The following is a 17,469-nucleotide window of genomic DNA, read 5'->3' as shown; positions in this document are numbered from 1 at the left end:
AACTATTCCCCGGTCAGCAAGACTTTGACTTGCGGCTTTTTCCCGCTCCAGCGCTGGGCGGCACGCCTGACTGCGAGGCGGGCGGCTTCCGAAATTTCTTTAGGATCACGGCGCGCGCTGCCTTTCAGCCGCTTCAGTCCGGCAGCGATGTCGGCTTTCGCCTCGACCACAAAGTCGGCGTAGTCTTCATCAAGCGGCAGGCCTGCGCTGTCGATTACCGCCCTGCCCTTGCTGTCGAGCGCGACCATCACGATCCCGTTATAGGCAATCCTGCGGCGCATAACGATCGAATCGCCATCGGCGGGAACAATGATGTCACCATCAAGGACGAGCCGTCCTGAAATGACTTCGGCGATCTTGCCCGGGTCACCCGGAGCCAACCTAACGATGTCGCCGTTTTTCTGAAAGACGTTGTGAGGGATCCCGCATGAAGCGCCCAAACGCGCCTGCTCTTTCATATGCCGGATTTCGCCGTGTACCGGCACCAGAATTTCAGGCCGAAGCCAGCTATACATCGCCTCAAGCTCAGGTCTGCCAGGATGCCCGGATACGTGGATTTCGCTCTGCCGGTCTGTAACCATCACTATACCGCGATCGGCAAGCCGGTTCTGAATTTTACCGATGGAAATTTCATTGCCAGGAATTTGTCGGCTGGAGAACAGAACAACATCGTCTTTGACCAGTTCGAGCGGATGGTTCGATTCCGCTATTCGTGACAGCGCAGCCCGCGGTTCTCCCTGCCCGCCAGTGGCGATGATCATAACCTCACCGCGCGGCAGGCCCATAGCCGTGTCAAAATCCACCGGGTCCGGGAAATCGAGCAAATAGCCATTGTCCTGCGACACATCGATGATCCGGTCGAGCGAACGCCCTGCGACACAAACTTGCCTCCCGCATGCTTTTGCGACCTCGCCAAGGGTGTGCAGCCGCGCGACGTTGGAGGCGAAGGTTGTTACCAGAACACGCCTGCCCTTGTGCTTGCCAACCTCTTCCAGCAGGCCGCGATAGACCGCGCCTTCGGAGCCGCTCGGATTCGGGTTGAAGACATTGGTCGAATCGCAGACGAGCGCCAGCACGCCTTCGTCACCTACTTCGGTGAGTTCTTCTTCGGTCGTGGGATCACCGATTATCGGCTCTTCGTCCAGCTTCCAGTCGCCAGTGTGGAAAATACGGCCATAGGGCGTGTCGATCAGAAGCGCGTGCCCCTCAGCAATGGAATGTGCGAGAGGGACGTATCCGATATCGAAAGGTCCGAGAGCAAAGCTGTCCGCCCCCTCGATAATGTTCAGTTCCACTGTGTCCAGCAAGCCGGCTTCTTCAAGTTTGCGCCGGACCAATTCGGCAGTGAACGGTGTTGCGTAAAGCGGAACGCCCAGATCGGCCGCGAAATAGGGCACCGCACCAATGTGATCTTCATGCGCGTGGGTAAGCACGATGCCGACCAGATCGTCTGCCCGTTCCTCGATAAATTCGAGATCGGCAAAGACCAGATCGACACCGGGATATTCATTGCCCGAGAATGTCATGCCCAGATCGACCATCAGCCACTTGCCATCACAGCCATAGAGGTTGACGTTCATGCCAATCTCGCCCGACCCGCCAAGGGCAAGGAAAAGAAGCTCTTTTTCCGGAGTGAAATCCTTCTTCACGCAGCACCCTGCTTGTCTGCCGCGCGCTGGGCCAGAATAGCCAATCCCTGAATCGTCAAATCATTGTCCACTATGTCAAAAATCTCGGTGTTATCATTGAACAGGATCGCGAGCCCGCCGGTCGCAACGACCTTTACCGGGCGGCCAAACTCGGCCCGCATCTTTTCGATCAGGCCCTCCATCATGGCAACATAGCCCCAGAACACTCCGATCAGCATCTGGTCTTCTGTATTGCGGCCAATCACGCTTTTTGTTTCAGGGGCGCGGATTGCGATGCGCGGAAGCTTCGCAGTTTTGCCAACCAGCGCGTCGAGCGACAGGTTGATCCCCGGGGCAATGATACCGCCTTTGTAAGTGCCGTTGAAATCGACCGCCTCGAACTTTGTTGCGGTGCCGAAATCGACAACGATCAGATCGCCCGGATATTTGGCGTGGGCGGCAACACAGTTGAGCGCACGATCGGCCCCCAGGGAGTTTGGCTGGTCAACATCGATTTCAAATCCCCACTCGGCATCGCCCTGACCCGCGATTAGCGGCGTGATCCCAAAATACTTTTGAGACAATACCGTGAGATTATGGTCGGCGCGCGGAACCACCGACGCAAAGATGATATGGGTGATGTCTTCGCGGCTGTAGCCTTCCACCTGCATCAACTGCAGCAGCCAGACAGCGTATTCATCCCCCGTCCGCCGTGGATCGGTCGCAATTCGCCAGCGTGTCTTGATCTCGGCCCCGTCGAACAGGGCGAAAACGACATTCGTGTTTCCGACATCGGCAACCAGCAGCATTTTGTATCCTTCAACCTAGCATCACGTCGCCGGCGTGGATGGCACGTATCGTGCCATCCGCCAAGCGAAGCAAAAGTGAACCATCTTCTGCAAGACCATCAAACGTGCCACCGATGGCACGCGCCCCGTCATCTCGAACGGTAAGGGCCGTGCCGATCGTGTGGGCCGCAATCTGCCAACGCTTGAGAGCCGGATCGAGCCCGAAAGACCGCCAACGCTCCAATTCGATTGCAAACTGATGCTGCAACAGCTCAGCAAACCTGTTGCGGTCAGGCGCCGGACCGAGTTTTGCCAGAGAGATCGTTTCCCTCCCCTCAATCGGCGGCGCCGCGGCAAGGTTCACTCCAATCCCGACAATTACCGACTGGCCTTGCCTCTCGAGCAAAATGCCCGCCAGCTTCGCGCGGCCGATCAGCAGATCATTGGGCCATTTCAGCGAAAGCGCAGCCGGATCAGGCACGAGGTTCGCGCAAACCTCGTACAGCGCCAGACCGGCCAGCAGCGCTAGCGTCGGGGCAGGCGGATCGGAGCTGGCCAAATGGACCACGGTCGAGCCCATGAAATTCCCTGCGCCGTCGAACCATTCGCGGCCATGCCGTCCGCGGCCCGACACCTGCCTGTCTGCAACAAGCCACGCCCCTTCCGGAACATGGGTGCCGCTGACGAGGCGGTCGGCCAGATCAGTGTTCGTCGAGCCGGTTTCAGCCAGATACTCGATCAAACTGGCAGCCCCGCAATTGCGATCATCAGATGATGAAAAATAGCGCGGACGCGGCTCGATCAGCAAATTCACCGAGCTTCAAGGTCGCAAGATATCCAAGCGGAGAGATGAACAGGACGCAAAGGCCCAGAACGACCCAGCGGGCGCTGCTCTTCTCAGCCACAACGACATCGGCAGGTTTATCGAAGAACATCACCTTGATGAACTTGATGTAATAGAACGCACCGATAACGCTGGCCGCGATGCCGATTGCTGCGAGCAGGATCATGTCCGCTTCAACAGCCGCCTGGAATACCACGAATTTGCCCCAGAAACCGAGCAGAGGCGGAATGCCGGCCAGGCTAAACATGAGAGCGAGCAAGCACCAAGCGAGCGCCGGGCGGGTGACCGAAAGGCCGGAAATGTCGGCGAATGTTTCCAGCTGATTGCCATCGTTGTCGCGAAGCATGAGAAGCGCGACAAAACTGCCCAGCGACATGGCAACATAGATCGCCAGATAAACGAGCATCGCCGATGCGCTCTGCTCCGTACCGGCAGCAAGGCCGATCAGGATGAAGCCGACATTGTTGATCGAACTATACGCAAGCAGACGCTTCAGATTTTCCTGTCCGATTGCACCAAGCGCACCGACAATGATTGATGCGAGCGCTGCGAAGATCACGATCTGCTGCCAGATTTCAATCTGTCCACCAAACGGGTCGAGCGCCATGCGCATCGTCATGGCAATCGCGGCCACCTTTGGCGCGGTGGAAAAGAAAGCGGTGACGGGCGTTGGCGCGCCTTCGTAAACGTCGGGCGTCCACATGTGGAACGGGACCGCCGAAATCTTGAAGGCCAGACCTGCCAGCAGGAATACGATACCGAACATGGAACCTGCCGAGACCCCGCCCTCCAGCGCGGTCCGGATGCCAATATAGCTGGTTGAACCAGTGAACCCGTAAATCAGGCTCATACCGTAGAGCAGGATACCGCTGGCCAGCGCGCCGAGAACAAAATATTTCAGGCCCGCCTCTGCCGAACGCATGTCGCTGCGGATGAAGCTGGCGAGGACGTAGGATGACAGGCTGCTCAGTTCGAGACCGATATAAAGCGTCATCAGGTCCGATGCGGAAACCATCATTCCCATGCCAACCGCGCCGAACAGCATCAGGATCGGATATTCCGCCCTGTATTCCGCGGTCTGTTCGAAGAATTTGGGTGTCACGATCAAACAACCGATCGTCGCCAGGTAAATCAGGATCTTCGCGAAGCTGCCGAACGCATCCATGCGGTACAGACCGCCCCACGCATCAGCGCCCAGCTCGAACGCAGAATTGGTCAGGAGATTACCGGTGAAGGCGGCGGCCCCGAACAGTGCGGCAACCGCCAGAATGGTGATCAGGCGGGTGGTCTTTTGACCGACAAAGGCAGCCACCAGCAGCAGGATCAACCCGCTAACGGTCAGGCCGACTTCTGGCGCCGTGAAATAGAAGGAGTTAGCGAATTCCATTAGTGCGCCCCTTCGGCATTATGCTCTGTTTCAGGCATTTCGTTGGCGATCCCTTCGCGTGGTTCGCCTGCAACAAGTTTCGCATCACCTTGCGGCGCGGCGCGGGAAATGCGCGCATCGAGCGCAGCAATGTCCGCCCGCATCGGTGCGAGGAAACTTTCAGGGTAGATACCCATCCACAGCACTGCCGCAGCGATTGGACCGAGCATCAACCATTCACGAACCGACAAATCCTTCATCGCAGCCGCATCAGCGTTCTTCTGCTCGCCGAACGCAACCCGCCGATAAAGGTACAGCATATAGCCTGCGCCCAGAATGATGCCGGTGGTCAGAACAAAGGTTGCTGTGCTCGATACCTCATAGACACCGGCAAGGCTCAGGAACTCAGCGACAAAACCGCTGGTCCCGGGAAGGCCGATGCTGGCCATTGTGAACAGCAGGAAGAACAGCGCATATTTCGGCATGTTGATCGCCAGCCCGCCGTAACGGTCGATCTCACGCGTGTGCAGCTGGTCGTAGATAATCCCGACGCACAGGAACAGCGCGCCTGATACCAGACCGTGGCTGAGCATCATGATCATCGCGCCTTCAAGGCCCTGCACGTTGAATGCGAACAGACCCGCAGTCACGATCGCCATGTGGGCGACCGAGCTGTAGGCAATGAGTTTCTTCATATCGTGCTGGACAAGGGCAATCAGGCTGGTGACCACCACTGCGACCATCGACAGGCCCAAGATCAGCCACACAAATTGCGCGCTTGCCTCAGGGAACATCGGCAGGCTGAAGCGGATGAAACCATAACCACCCATTTTTAGCAGCACGCCGGCAAGGATGACGGAGCCAGCCGTCGGCGCCTGCACGTGTGCGTCCGGAAGCCAGGTATGGACCGGCCACATCGGCATTTTCACTGCAAAGCTGGCGAAGAACGCGAGCCACAGCCACGTTTGTGCAGCGGGCGGGAAGTCGTAATTCATCAGGGTGGGAATGTCCGTGGTTCCCGCCTGGTTCACCATCCACAGCATCGCGATCAGCATCAAAACCGACCCGAGCAGCGTGTAGAGGAAGAACTTGTAGCTGGCGTAAATCCGGTTGTCCCCACCCCAGATACCGATGATCAGATACATCGGGATCAGGCCGGCTTCGAAGAAGATGTAGAACAGGAACATATCCTGCGCGGCAAACACGCCGATCATCAGCAGTTCCATAAGCAGGAACGCAGCCATGTATTCGCCAACACGCTTCTGGATCGCTTCCCAGCTTGCGAGAATGCAGATCGGCATGAGGAAGACAGACAGCACGATCAGCATCAATGCGATGCCGTCGATACCGAGGGCGTAACTGAAGCCCGCGAACAATTCGGCACGCTCGATAAACTGCCACTGCGCACCGCCGATGTCGTATCCAAGCCAAAGCACAATCCCGAGGCCGAGATTGATTAGCGTTGCACCAAGCGCCGTCCAACGGGCGCTCACCGCATCCAGAAACAGACAGGCAATCGCCGCCACCAGCGGCACTGCGAGCATTACGGTGAGGATCGGAAAGCCGTCCATTACATCAGGACCCATGTGATCGCGGCAATCAGGCCAAGCAGCATGATCAGCGCGTAGCTATAGAGATAACCGGACTGCAGCTTCTTCGCAGCGGCAGACCCTTTGACGACAACCCAGGCTGCGCCGTTCGGTCCGAACCGGTCGATGATGCCCTGGTCGCCAATGACCCAGAACTTGCGGCCGAGCCAGAAGGCAGGCCGGATAAACAGGAAGTTATACAGCTCGTCGAAGTACCACTTGTTGTAGACAAACTGGTGAACGAGCCGGAACTGCTCCACGAACTTGCCCGGGAGCGAGGTGTCCTTGATGTAGGCGAGCCAGGCTCCGAACAGGCCAAGGACCATGACGAAGAACGCAGCGTATTTCACCTGCCAAGGCACCGCGTGCATGGCGTGGATCAAAGGCTCGTTATAGAAGATCGAACCGTTCCAGAATGCAGCGCTGTCGAGGAAGCTTTCGGCAAACATCTGACCGGCCGCAATGGCGCCGATCGAAAGTACACCCAGCGGAATCAGCATAGTCAGCGGGCTTTCGTGCGGATGATAACCGCCGGTGGTGTCCTCGCCTGCTTCTTCTGGTGTCTTGTGCACTGTGTGCTGGATATGCTCGCTCTCGATCCAGCGCGGCTTGCCCCAGAACGTCAGGAACATCAGACGCCAGCTGTAGAAACTGGTCAGCAGTGCAGCGAACACGCCCATCCAGAACGCAAAGGTCGCAACGCCTGTGCCGCGGGCATAGGCAACTTCGATGATCGCATCTTTTGACCAGAAACCGGCGAAACCGGCATGAAGATCGTAGATACCGACACCGGTGATCGCCAGCGTGCCGAACATCATCGCCCAGAATGTGAGCGGGATCTTCTTACGCAGGCCGCCGTAATACCGCATGTCCTGTTCATGGTGCATCGCGTGGATGACCGAACCAGCGCCAAGGAACAGCAGCGCCTTGAAGAAAGCGTGCGTGAACAGGTGGAACATTGATGCGCCATAGGCACCGACACCGGCGGCGAAGAACATGTAACCGAGCTGCGAACAGGTCGAATACGCGATCACCCGTTTGATATCCCATTGGGTCGTGCCGATTGTCGCTGCAAAGATACAGGTTGCAGCGCCAATGAAGGTAACGATCATCAGGGCTGTCGGAGCCGTTTCAAACATCGGCGACAGCCGGCAAACCATGAAGACACCGGCGGTGACCATGGTGGCCGCGTGGATCAGCGCAGAAACAGGAGTCGGACCTTCCATTGCATCGGGAAGCCAGGTGTGTAGGCCGAGCTGCGCAGACTTGCCCATCGCGCCGATGAACAGCAGGATACACAGGATATCCATGGTCATCAGGCGGTAGCCCATGAAAGTGATACTCGCGCCGCTCATCGCGGGCGCAGCTTCGAGAATTTCAGGAATTGAGGTCGTTCCAAACACCAGGAACGTACCGAAAATACCCAGCATGAAACCAAGATCACCAACACGGTTGACCACGAAGGCCTTGATCGCCGCCGCATTGGCGCTCGGTTTGCGGAACCAGAAACCGATCAGCAGATAGGACGCGAGACCGACCCCTTCCCAACCGAAGAACATCTGCACCAGATTGTCGGCCGTCACCAGCATGAGCATGGCGAAGGTGAACAGGCTGAGATAGGCGAAGAAGCGCGGCTGATCCGGATCTTCATCCATGTAGCCCCAGCTATACAGGTGCACGAGCGCGGAAACCGTGGTGATCACGACCAGCATGACCGCGGTCAGCGTATCGACCCGCAATTCCCAGTCGAACGTGAGATCGCCGGACTGCACCCACTGGAGTACCGGGACCACATCGGCGGTCATGCTCCCGTTAAAGAACGCCAGGAAGATCGGCCAGCTAAGCGCGCACGAAATGAACAGTGCGCCTGTGGTGATTGTCTTGACCACGGTGTTGCCGAGCGCGCGATTGCCAAGCCCGCCGATAATTGCGGCGAGCAGCGGCAAGAAGACGATTGGGATAATCCAATTGTGCACGAGTGCTTATCCCTTCATCCGGTTGACGTCGTCGACGGCAATCGTGCCGCGACCACGGAAGTAAATCACGAGAATGGCGAGCCCGATGGCCGCCTCGCCGGCAGCAACGGTCAGCACAAACATCGCGAAAACCTGGCCGACGAGGTCGTTCAGGAACGCGCTGAATGCGACCAGCTGTATGTTCACCGACAGCAGGATCAGTTCGATCGCCATAAGAATGACGATGATGTTCTTGCGGTTGAGGAAGATGCCCAGCACGCCGAGCACGAACAGGATCGCGCCGACTACGAGATAATGCTCGATCCCGATTCCAGTGATACCGGTCATAGCTCGACCCCCTTGCCGATCTCCGGACGCGTCATGATTGTTGCGTCCTCAGGCCGGCGCATGTTTTGCTTTGTAATATTCTGGTGTCCGCGTGCGCCATCCGGGCGTTCGCGATAGGTCAGAACGATTGCCCCGATCATCGCCACCAGCAGGATGATACCCGCCGCTTCGAACAGGAAGATGTAATCGCTGTAGAGCAGCACACCGATGTTGGCCGTGTTGCTTTCACCGGCCAAGCCTGCAGACGTTCCATCCGCGACCCCCAGCTGCAATGATCCGGCACGGTAGGCACCAATGCCCAGAACCAGCTCGGCCAGCAGCACCAGAGCGATGGCAAGGCCCAGCGGGAAGTTCTTGATGAAGCCGCCCCGCAATTCCGCGAAATCGATGTCCAGCATCATGACCACGAACAGGAACAGCACCGCGACCGCGCCGACATAGACAATGACCAGCAGCATCGCGATGAATTCCGCGCCAACCAGCACCATCAGGCCGGCAGCGTTGAAGAATGCAAGGATCAGCCAGAGGACTGAGTGGACCGGATTGCGCGAAGTTATCGTGAATACGCCGCTGGCGATCACGAAAAACGCGAATAGGTAAAAGGCGAAGGTTTGTATCATAGCCCCAGTTTCTCGGTTAGCCGCGGCGGTTAGCGATACGGCGCATCGGCTTCAAGGTTTGCGGCAATTGCCCGCTCCCACTTGTCCCCGTTCGCCAGCAATTTCGCTTTGTCGTACAGCAGTTCCTCGCGTGTTTCGGTTGCGTATTCGAAGTTTGGACCTTCGACCACAGCATCCACCGGGCACGCTTCCTGGCAGAAACCGCAATAGATGCATTTGGTCATGTCGATATCGTAGCGTGTCGTGCGGCGGCTGCCGTCTTCACGCGGTTCGCTCTCGATAGTGATCGCCTGCGCCGGGCACACCGCCTCGCACAGCTTGCACGCAATGCAGCGCTCTTCCCCGTTGGGATAGCGGCGCAGCGCATGCTCACCGCGGAAACGCGGGCTCAGCGGGTTTTTCTCGAACGGATAGTTGATCGTCACCTTGGGTTTGAAGAAATACTTCAAGGTCAGCATATGCGCCTTGACGAATTCCCACAGGGTGAATGATTTGATCAGATGGGCGACGGAACTCATGCCGCGTACCTCGTAAGCATCAGATAGCCTGAAATCAGGAAAATAAACAGCAGGCTCAGCGGCAGGAAGACTTTCCAGCCAAGCCGCATCAGCTGGTCATAACGGTAGCGCGGGACGGTCGCCATCACCCAGCTGAACATGAAGAAGAAGAAGAATGTCTTCAGCAGGAACCAGACGATGCCCGGAATGTCGAACCATGGGATCAGATCGATATTCAGAGGCGGCAACCAGCCACCAAAGAACAGGATCGTGCTGAGCGAGCACATCAGAAGGATGTTGGCGTATTCGCCGAGCCAGAACAGCGCGAACGACATCGAGCTGTATTCGGTCTGGTAACCTGCCACCAGTTCCGATTCCGCCTCGGTGAGGTCGAACGGAACGCGCTGCGTTTCCGCCAGCGAACTGATGAAGAACATGATCCACATCGGGAACAGCAGGATGTTGAACACATAAGCGTTGACGATGCCGAACCCGTGACCGCGCTGCGCCTCGACAATGCCGCTCAGATTGAATGTGCCGGCGTAGAGCACCACGCACACCAGGATGAAACCGATTGAAACTTCGTAGGAAATCATCTGCGCGGCGGCACGCATGGCGGAAAAGAACGGGTATTTGGAATTGGATGCCCAACCCGACATGACCACGCCATAAACCGACAGCGAACTGATCGCGAGGATGTAGAGCAATCCGACATTGATATCGGCCAGCACGACACCTGCATCGAACGGGATCACCGCCCATGCAACCAGCGCCACGGTGAAGGTGATGATCGGCGCAAGCAGGAAAATCCCCTTGTTCGCCGCACTCGGGACAATGGTTTCCTGGAGGAATACCTTGAGGCCGTCAGCAAATGACTGAAGCAGGCCGAACGGACCGACCACGTTCGGACCGCGCCGAAGGTTGATCGCCGCCCACACCTTGCGGTCGACATAGATGATCATCGCCACGGCCAGCATCAGCGGCAAAGCGATCAGCAGAACACCGGAAATGGTCGCGGTTCCCCACGCCCATTCGTAGCTCATGCCGAGAGATTGGAAGAATTCGGTCATTCTGCCGTCGCTTTCATCTTGTCATGTATCTTGATGAGAACATGGATCATTGCGCCGTTTGCAACGAGGTAGATTGCCTCAACGAACGCACCATACAATGCAACCGACTTTTGAAACGCGGCCACGCTCTCCATGCCCGGAGTACCGTACATGCCAAGGCCAACCATCCCGAACCATTGATTGGCCAGATTCCAAACAAAAACCACCGCAGCAGCACCATAAATAATATATGGCATTCGGCGAAGCAGATCGGGCAAGCCTGTCATTCTGCCGCCTCCTTCAATTCATCCCCGTGCAGCAGTTCAGCCGAACATTGCTGCATCACCGCGCTGGCGCGAGCAATCGGGTTAGTGAGGTAGAAATCCTTGATCGGATAGGCAGAAATTTCGCCCTCTGCCTTGGCCTTGCTGTCCGCTTTAGGCAGCGCGCCGTAATCGGCGAGGCCTTCTTCACCCAGCGCAGGCACAGCCTTGATCATCGCGGACTGAAGCTGCACGAAGCTGTCGAACCCGACATCCACACCCAGCGCATCGGCAAGCGCGCGCAGGATCGTCCAGTCTTCGCGTGCGTCACCCGGCGCAAAAACGGCCTTCTCGGCGAACTGCACACGGCCCTCTGTATTCACATAGGTACCGTCTTTTTCAGCGTAGGATGCCGCCGGCAGAATGATGTCCGCCGCGTGTGCGCCCTTGTCGCCGTGATGGCCGATATAGACCTTCAGGCTATCTGCGAACGGCTCGAAATCCATTTCGTCAGCGCCCAGAGACAACACGACCTTCGGCTTCGCCTTGGCGATATCCGCCATGCCGCCCTTCTGCGCGTAGCCGAGCATCAGCCCGCCCATGCGCGCAGCGGAGAAGTGCATCACGTTGAAGCCGTTCCAGCCATCGCGAGCGAGCTTGAATTTGTCTGCAAAGGCAAGTCCGGTACCAAGCGCGCCCTTGGCCAGTGCCGCGCCGCCCATGATGATCGCGGGGCGTTCTGCACCCTTGAATGCATCAGCTGCCGCCTTGGGCAGTTTGGAGAGAACCGAGAGGTCTTCGCCCAGAAATTCTGCCGGGAAGGTTGTTTCCCAGTGCGGCCCGACGATGAATATCTTGGCGCCGTTCTTAACTGCCTTGCGCAGCCGGACGTTGACCAGCGGCGCTTCCCAGCGAATGTTGCTTCCAACAATCAGGATCGCATCGGCGGTCTCGATACCAGCGAAGGTGGAATTGAAATTGACCGCAGCAAGGCTGGATACATCGTAATCCATCCCCGTCTGGCGGCCTTCGAGCAATTTGCTGCCCATCGCGCCGAGCAGCGCCTTGGCAGCGAACATCGTTTCGCAATCGACCATGTCGCCCGCAACCGCGGCAATCGACTTGCCCGGCTTGGCCTTGGCGATAGCCTGGAACGCTTCTTCCCAGCTTGCTACGGTCAGCTTGCCCCGCTTGCGCATGAACACCTTGTCGAGGCGTCGCTTGGTCAGGCCGTCGACCATGTAGCGGCCCTTATCGCTCAACCATTCCTCGTTCACGTCATCATTGATGCGCGGCAACGCACGCATGACTTCGCGCCCGCGGCTGTCGAGGCGAATATTCGCACCGACCGCATCGGAAACGTCGATGCTGAGGGTTTTCTTCAGTTCCCAGGGGCGTGCCTCGAACGCATAGGGGCGCGAGGTGAGCGCGCCGACCGGGCACAAATCGATCACGTTAGCGCTCAGCTCATGCTGCGCAGCCTGTTCGAGATAGGTCGTGATCTGCATGTCTTCGCCGCGATACAGCGCACCGATTTCGTCCACGCCGGCGATCTCTTCCGAGAAACGCACGCAGCGTGTGCAGTGGATGCAGCGGGTCATCACCGTCTTGATCAGCGGACCCATGTATTTTTCAGTCACGGCGCGCTTGTTCGCATTGTAACGCGAACCGCCGCGGCCATAGGCGACTGACTGGTCCTGCAGATCGCACTCGCCGCCCTGATCGCAAATCGGGCAATCGAGCGGGTGATTGATCAGCAGAAATTCCATCACGCCTTCGCGCGCGGTCTTCACCATTTCGCTGTCGGTGCGGATTTCCTGACCTTCGGTCGCGGGGAGCGCACAGCTTGCCTGCGGCTTGGGTGGACCGGGCTTAACCTCGACCAGACACATGCGGCAATTGCCCGCAATGCTCAGGCGTTCATGGTAGCAGAAACGCGGAATTTCCTTACCCGCAAGCTCGCAAGCCTGAAGGACGGTTGCGCCTTCTGGTACTTCGAGTTCCTGTCCGTCTACGGTGACTTTAGGCATTATTCGGCCGCCTCCGCAAATTGGGCATTGTGTTCATGAATTCGTCGCTCCAGCTCGGGGCGGAAATGCTTGATCAGGCCCTGGATCGGCCACGCTGCGGCATCGCCGAGCGCGCAGATGGTGTGGCCTTCAACCTGCTTGGTAACCTGCTGCAGCATATCGATTTCCTCGATTGCCGCGTCGCCGGTGCGCAGACGCTCCATCATGCGCCACATCCAGCCTGTGCCTTCGCGGCACGGCGTGCATTGGCCGCAGCTTTCGTGCTTGTAGAAATAGCTGAGGCGCGAAATCGCCCGGACGATGTCGGTCGACTTGTCCATCACGATGACCGCAGCCGTGCCGAGGCCCGACCCGACAGCTTTCAGGCCATCGAAATCCATCGGCGCATCGATGATGTCCTTTGCCGGAACCAGCGGAACCGAAGAACCGCCCGGGATAACCGCCAGCAGATTGTCCCATCCGCCGCGAATGCCGCCGCAATGCTTTTCGATCAGTTCGCGGAAAGGAATGCTCATTTCCTCTTCGACGACGCATGGCTTTTCAACGTGGCCGCTGATCTGGAACAGCTTGGTCCCGTGATTGCCCTCATTGCCAAAGCCAGCGAACCACGAACCGCCGCGGCGCAGGATTGTGGGCACAACCGCGATGCTTTCGACGTTGTTTACCGTGGTCGGGCAGCCATAAAGGCCCGCACCGGCCGGGAATGGCGGTTTGAGGCGCGGCTGGCCTTTCTTCCCTTCGAGGCTTTCGATCATCGCGGTTTCTTCACCGCAAATGTAAGCGCCAGCGCCGCGGTGCATGAACACATCGAAGTCATAGCCCGACTTGCTGGCATTCTTGCCGATCAATCCGGCGGCATAAGCTTCGTCGATCGCCTTCTGCAGCGTTTCCGCCTCGCGGATATACTCGCCGCGGATGTAGATGTAGGCGGCCCGTGCACGCATCGCGAAACCGGCAACCAGTGCGCCTTCGATCAGCTTGTGTGGATCATGACGGATGATTTCGCGGTCCTTGCACGAACCGGGCTCGGACTCGTCGGCATTGATGACTAGGAAACTGGGACGGCCATCTTTGCTTTCCTTGGGCATGAACGACCATTTGAGGCCGGTGGGGAAGCCTGCACCACCCCGCCCGCGAAGACCCGAAGCCTTGATTTCCTCGATAATCGCGTCCTGACCCTTGCCGATCAGGTCCTTGGTATTGTCCCAGTCGCCGCGCTTCTGCGCAGCTTTCAGGCCCCAGTCCTGAAAACCGTAAACGTTGGTAAAGATGCGATCCTTGTCAGCGAGCATTGCCGTCGCCTTTCTTCAGCATTTTCAATTGGCGCAGCGAAAGGAGCTGGAAAACCAGACCTGCCGCCATCAGCGCAACACCCACTTGTTTGTCACCTGCAGCGGCAAGATATGCGCCGAGGAGGAAGCCAAGCAGGCCAGCAGCCGCAAAAAGGAGTACGCTGCCCATCAGCAAAATACCCCGTTACGAGTGCAAGAATTCACGGTGCGCTCAATCACCTTCGTCTTCTCCAACCGGTGTCGATGCGAGCGCAGCCACGCCGCCAATTAGCAGTGCAAAGCCGGCAATCATCATCCCGTCACCAAGGCCGTCCGGTCCGAAATACATCGTAAGGCCGCCGGCAATGACCGACAGACTGCCAAGCGACATGGCGATGCGCGATAATTTGCGGGTCCGTACGAACTCCATCACCATTCCTTCCGGTAATCATGATTGGCGTCGACCATATCCTTGAGAGTGGTCGGGCCGCCGCTCGGCTCGGAGGTATGACGCCCCGGCTCCTGCGTGCCTTCCTTCGGCTCCTTACCGGCGGCCAGCGCGTCGAGAACGGCATCGAGCCGTTCAACCGTCAGGTCTTCGTAATTGCCGTCGTTGATCTGAACCATTGGCGCTGTGGCGCAATTGCCCATGCATTCGACCTCGGTCAGCGTCCACAGGCCGTCTTCCGAAACTTCGCCTTTGGCCATGCCGCGCTTCTTGCAAGCGGCGATAATATCATCGCTACCGCGCAGCATGCAGGGGGTGGTTCCGCAGACTTGCACGTGGAATTTACCCACGGGAACAAGGTTGTACATGAAATAGAAGGTCGCAACCTCGACCACACGGATTACCGGCATATCGAGATAATCGGCGATGTATTCCATCACCGGCAGCGGCAACCAGCCCTGCGTATCGGTTTCCGCGCCGACCTGGCGCTGCGCCAGATCTAGCAGCGGCATAACCGCAGATTTCTGCCGGCCAGGTGGATATTTGGCGATATGGTAGTCCGCCTTCGCCTTGTTCTCTTCCGTCCAAGCGAAAGAGCCCCAGCGCGCGCGGAGTTCGGGCGTATCGTGTGCGAGATGACGATTAGCCATTAGACTGCTCTCTGCATGAATTGGTCAGACCGAGGAAAACTGGAGACACCGCAATCACCGGTCGCACTCCCCGAACACCACGTCGATCGCGCCGAGAATGGCGGTCGCGTCCGGCAGCATGTGGCCTTTCGACATGAAATCCATCGCCTGAAGGTGGCTGAACGCTGTCGGACGAATCTTGCAGCGATACGGTTTGTTCGATCCGTCGCTGACCAGATAGACGCCGAATTCGCCCTTGGGGCTCTCGGTCGCCACGTAGACTTCGCCCGCAGGGACATGGAAGCCCTCTGTGTACAGCTTGAAGTGGTGGATGAGCGCTTCCATCGACTGCTTCATTTCGCCGCGCTTGGGCGGGGAAACCTTGCGGTCGTCCGAGCAGATTGGCCCTTCGGGCATTTCCGCAAGGCACTGCTTGATGATCTTGGCGCTCTCGTAGACTTCTTTCACGCGAACGACGAAGCGATCATAGCAATCCGAATTCGTCCCAACCGGGATTTCGAAATCCATTCGGTCATAAACATCGTATGGCTGCGACTTGCGCAAATCCCAGGGGATACCGGCAGCACGGATCATCGGGCCCGAGAAGCCCCAGGCTAGCGCGTCTTCCTTGCCGACATGCGCGATGTCAACGTTACGCTGTTTGAAGATGCGATTGTCGAGCACCAGGCTCATCGCGTCGCCGAACAGTTCCGGCAGGCGGCCATCGACCCAGTCACCAATGTCGGTGAGCAGTTTCAGCGGCACATCCTGGTGCACACCGCCCGGACGGAACCATGCCGCGTGCATGCGCGCGCCAGAAGCCCGTTCGAAAAAGTTCATGCAATCTTCGCGAAGCTCGAACACCCACAGGTTCGGCGTCATCGCACCAACATCCATCACATGCGCACCAATGTTAAGCATGTGGTTGCAGATACGGGTCAGCTCGGCGAACAGAACGCGCAGATACTGGGCGCGCTCGGGCACTTCGACATTCAACATCTTCTCGATCGCGAGAACGTAGGAATGTTCCTGGCAAAGCGGCGAGCAGTAATCGAGACGGTCGAAATACGGCAGCGCCTGCAGGTAGGTTTTGTGCTCGATCAGTTTCTCGGTGCCGCGGTGCAGCAATCCGACATGGGGATCGATCCGTTCGATGATTTCCCCATCGAGCTCCATGACCATCCGCAAAACGCCGTGCGCCGCAGGGTGCTGCGGGCCGAAATTGATGGTGTAATTGGAGATGACCTCATCACCGGTAGTCGGCGATTCTTCGAGTTGGACGCCCATTACTTGGCCCCTCCCTTCGGCTTGGTAGCAGCCTTGGTGTCGGTCGTTTTACCCTTGCGGGCTTTCTTGGCGGGGCGATCCTCTGTCGGTTCAGGAGGGTTCGCAGCCTTGCCGCCCTTTTCCTTGTCTGGCGCGCCATCGCTGACTTTTTCAGCCGCCTTGGCATCCGCTTTGGCCCCAGCACCTGTCTGCTTGGGGCTCTCAGTTGTCTTGGGCTCGTCTACCGGCGGGGTATCCGCTTTCTCGTCACCTGGAAGAACGTAATCTGCGCCCTCCCAAGGACTCATGAAATCGAACTGACGCAGATCCTGTGCCAGTTTCACCGGTTCGTAGACAACGCGCTTTTCGTCTTCGGAATAACGCAGTTCGGTATAGCCGGTGAGCGGGAAATCCTTGCGAAAGGGGTGCCCTTCAAAACCGTAATCGGTCAGGATCCGGCGGAGATCGGTGTTTCCGTCGAACAGCACGCCGTACATGTCGAACACTTCACGTTCGAGCCAGCCAGCATTCGGCCACAGCGTCGTTACTGTCGGCACAGGCGTATCTTCAGAAGCGCTGACCTTGACCATCACGCGGTGGTTTTTGGTCACGCTAAGCAGCATGTAGACGACTTCGAAACGCTCTTCGCGGCCAGGAAAATCGACACCAGCGATCTCCATAAGCTGCTGATAAGCGTGGTCATCGCGCAGTAGACGCAGGACATCTTCGATGCTGTCACGCTTGACAGTGAAGGAGATTTCGCCGTGCGTTTCGCGCGCATCAAGCAGCATCGAACCCATCGCCGCAGCGAGGGTTTCCTGAACACCGTCATTCGCGGCGAATTTGGGGGCGGAGTGAAGTACAGCCATGTCGGTTAC

18 protein-coding genes are annotated in these 17,469 nt (G+C 58.0%); all 18 read right to left on the bottom strand.

The genetic code is table 11. The features are described 5' to 3' along the window. Positions 1-2: 2 nt before the first annotated feature. The 18 genes from GRI43_RS03950 to GRI43_RS03865 are packed head-to-tail and all read right to left on the bottom strand — an operon-like array spanning position 3 to position 17,460. Positions 3-1,649, bottom strand: a complete 1,647-nt coding sequence (locus tag GRI43_RS03950; RefSeq protein ID WP_338090002.1) for a ribonuclease J — start codon at positions 1,647-1,649, stop codon at positions 3-5. Next, entirely contained in the window at positions 1,646-2,437 is a 792-nt protein-coding gene (locus GRI43_RS03945; RefSeq protein ID WP_160729769.1) for a type III pantothenate kinase, read from the bottom strand. The genes GRI43_RS03950 and GRI43_RS03945 overlap by 4 nt, the downstream gene beginning before the upstream one ends. A gap of 10 nt (positions 2,438-2,447) precedes the next feature. Beyond that, positions 2,448-3,230 (bottom strand): biotin--[acetyl-CoA-carboxylase] ligase, encoded by a 783-nt coding sequence (locus GRI43_RS03940; protein WP_338090001.1) that lies wholly within the window; start codon positions 3,228-3,230, stop codon positions 2,448-2,450. Next, positions 3,184-4,647: an NADH-quinone oxidoreductase subunit NuoN gene (gene nuoN / locus GRI43_RS03935; RefSeq protein WP_160729768.1), complete on the bottom strand. Its 1,464-nt coding sequence runs from the start codon at positions 4,645-4,647 to the stop codon at positions 3,184-3,186. Before nuoN ends, GRI43_RS03940 begins: the two co-directional genes overlap by 47 nt. Then, complete coding sequence (locus GRI43_RS03930; protein ID WP_160729767.1) at positions 4,647-6,197, bottom strand: NADH-quinone oxidoreductase subunit M; 1,551 nt, start codon at positions 6,195-6,197, stop codon at positions 4,647-4,649. Before GRI43_RS03930 ends, nuoN begins: the two co-directional genes overlap by 1 nt. After that, positions 6,197-8,191, bottom strand: a complete 1,995-nt coding sequence (nuoL, locus tag GRI43_RS03925) for an NADH-quinone oxidoreductase subunit L (RefSeq protein WP_160729766.1) — start codon at positions 8,189-8,191, stop codon at positions 6,197-6,199. Before nuoL ends, GRI43_RS03930 begins: the two co-directional genes overlap by 1 nt. 6 nt (positions 8,192-8,197) lie before the next feature. Beyond that, positions 8,198-8,518: an NADH-quinone oxidoreductase subunit NuoK gene (nuoK, locus tag GRI43_RS03920; protein WP_160729765.1), complete on the bottom strand. Its 321-nt coding sequence runs from the start codon at positions 8,516-8,518 to the stop codon at positions 8,198-8,200. Continuing rightward, positions 8,515-9,138 carry an NADH-quinone oxidoreductase subunit J gene (locus GRI43_RS03915; protein ID WP_160729764.1) on the bottom strand — a complete coding sequence of 208 codons (624 nt, stop codon included), beginning with the start codon at positions 9,136-9,138 and terminating at the stop codon, positions 8,515-8,517. The genes nuoK and GRI43_RS03915 overlap by 4 nt, the downstream gene beginning before the upstream one ends. A gap of 29 nt (positions 9,139-9,167) precedes the next feature. Beyond that, positions 9,168-9,656, bottom strand: a complete 489-nt coding sequence (gene nuoI / locus GRI43_RS03910; protein WP_160729763.1) for an NADH-quinone oxidoreductase subunit NuoI — start codon at positions 9,654-9,656, stop codon at positions 9,168-9,170. After that, on the bottom strand, positions 9,653-10,705 hold the full coding sequence (gene nuoH, locus GRI43_RS03905; protein WP_160729762.1) for an NADH-quinone oxidoreductase subunit NuoH: 1,053 nt from the start codon (positions 10,703-10,705) through the stop codon (positions 9,653-9,655). The genes nuoI and nuoH overlap by 4 nt, the downstream gene beginning before the upstream one ends. Further along, positions 10,702-10,971, bottom strand: a complete 270-nt coding sequence (locus tag GRI43_RS03900; protein ID WP_160729761.1) for a hypothetical protein — start codon at positions 10,969-10,971, stop codon at positions 10,702-10,704. The genes nuoH and GRI43_RS03900 overlap by 4 nt, the downstream gene beginning before the upstream one ends. Continuing rightward, positions 10,968-12,977 (bottom strand): NADH-quinone oxidoreductase subunit NuoG, encoded by a 2,010-nt coding sequence (gene nuoG / locus GRI43_RS03895; protein ID WP_160729760.1) that lies wholly within the window; start codon positions 12,975-12,977, stop codon positions 10,968-10,970. Before nuoG ends, GRI43_RS03900 begins: the two co-directional genes overlap by 4 nt. Continuing rightward, positions 12,977-14,269: an NADH-quinone oxidoreductase subunit NuoF gene (gene nuoF, locus GRI43_RS03890; protein WP_160729759.1), complete on the bottom strand. Its 1,293-nt coding sequence runs from the start codon at positions 14,267-14,269 to the stop codon at positions 12,977-12,979. The genes nuoG and nuoF overlap by 1 nt, the downstream gene beginning before the upstream one ends. Beyond that, positions 14,259-14,438 (bottom strand): hypothetical protein, encoded by a 180-nt coding sequence (locus GRI43_RS03885; RefSeq protein ID WP_160729758.1) that lies wholly within the window; start codon positions 14,436-14,438, stop codon positions 14,259-14,261. The genes nuoF and GRI43_RS03885 overlap by 11 nt, the downstream gene beginning before the upstream one ends. Positions 14,439-14,480: 42 nt before the next feature. Beyond that, positions 14,481-14,678 carry a hypothetical protein gene (locus GRI43_RS03880; protein WP_160729757.1) on the bottom strand — a complete coding sequence of 66 codons (198 nt, stop codon included), beginning with the start codon at positions 14,676-14,678 and terminating at the stop codon, positions 14,481-14,483. Further along, on the bottom strand, positions 14,678-15,346 hold the full coding sequence (gene nuoE / locus GRI43_RS03875) for an NADH-quinone oxidoreductase subunit NuoE (RefSeq protein ID WP_160729756.1): 669 nt from the start codon (positions 15,344-15,346) through the stop codon (positions 14,678-14,680). Before nuoE ends, GRI43_RS03880 begins: the two co-directional genes overlap by 1 nt. A 54-nt stretch (positions 15,347-15,400) precedes the next feature. Continuing rightward, positions 15,401-16,612: an NADH-quinone oxidoreductase subunit D gene (locus GRI43_RS03870; RefSeq protein WP_160729755.1), complete on the bottom strand. Its 1,212-nt coding sequence runs from the start codon at positions 16,610-16,612 to the stop codon at positions 15,401-15,403. After that, positions 16,612-17,460, bottom strand: coding sequence for an NADH-quinone oxidoreductase subunit C (locus GRI43_RS03865; protein ID WP_160729754.1), 849 nt, complete (start codon positions 17,458-17,460; stop codon positions 16,612-16,614). Before GRI43_RS03865 ends, GRI43_RS03870 begins: the two co-directional genes overlap by 1 nt. Positions 17,461-17,469: the final 9 nt, after the last annotated feature.

Source organism: Pontixanthobacter luteolus (genome assembly GCF_009828095.1).
Classification (GTDB): domain Bacteria; phylum Pseudomonadota; class Alphaproteobacteria; order Sphingomonadales; family Sphingomonadaceae; genus Pontixanthobacter; species Pontixanthobacter luteolus.
Note: the sequence above shows the minus strand (reverse complement) of the source record. Positions and strands in the feature narration are given on the sequence as shown.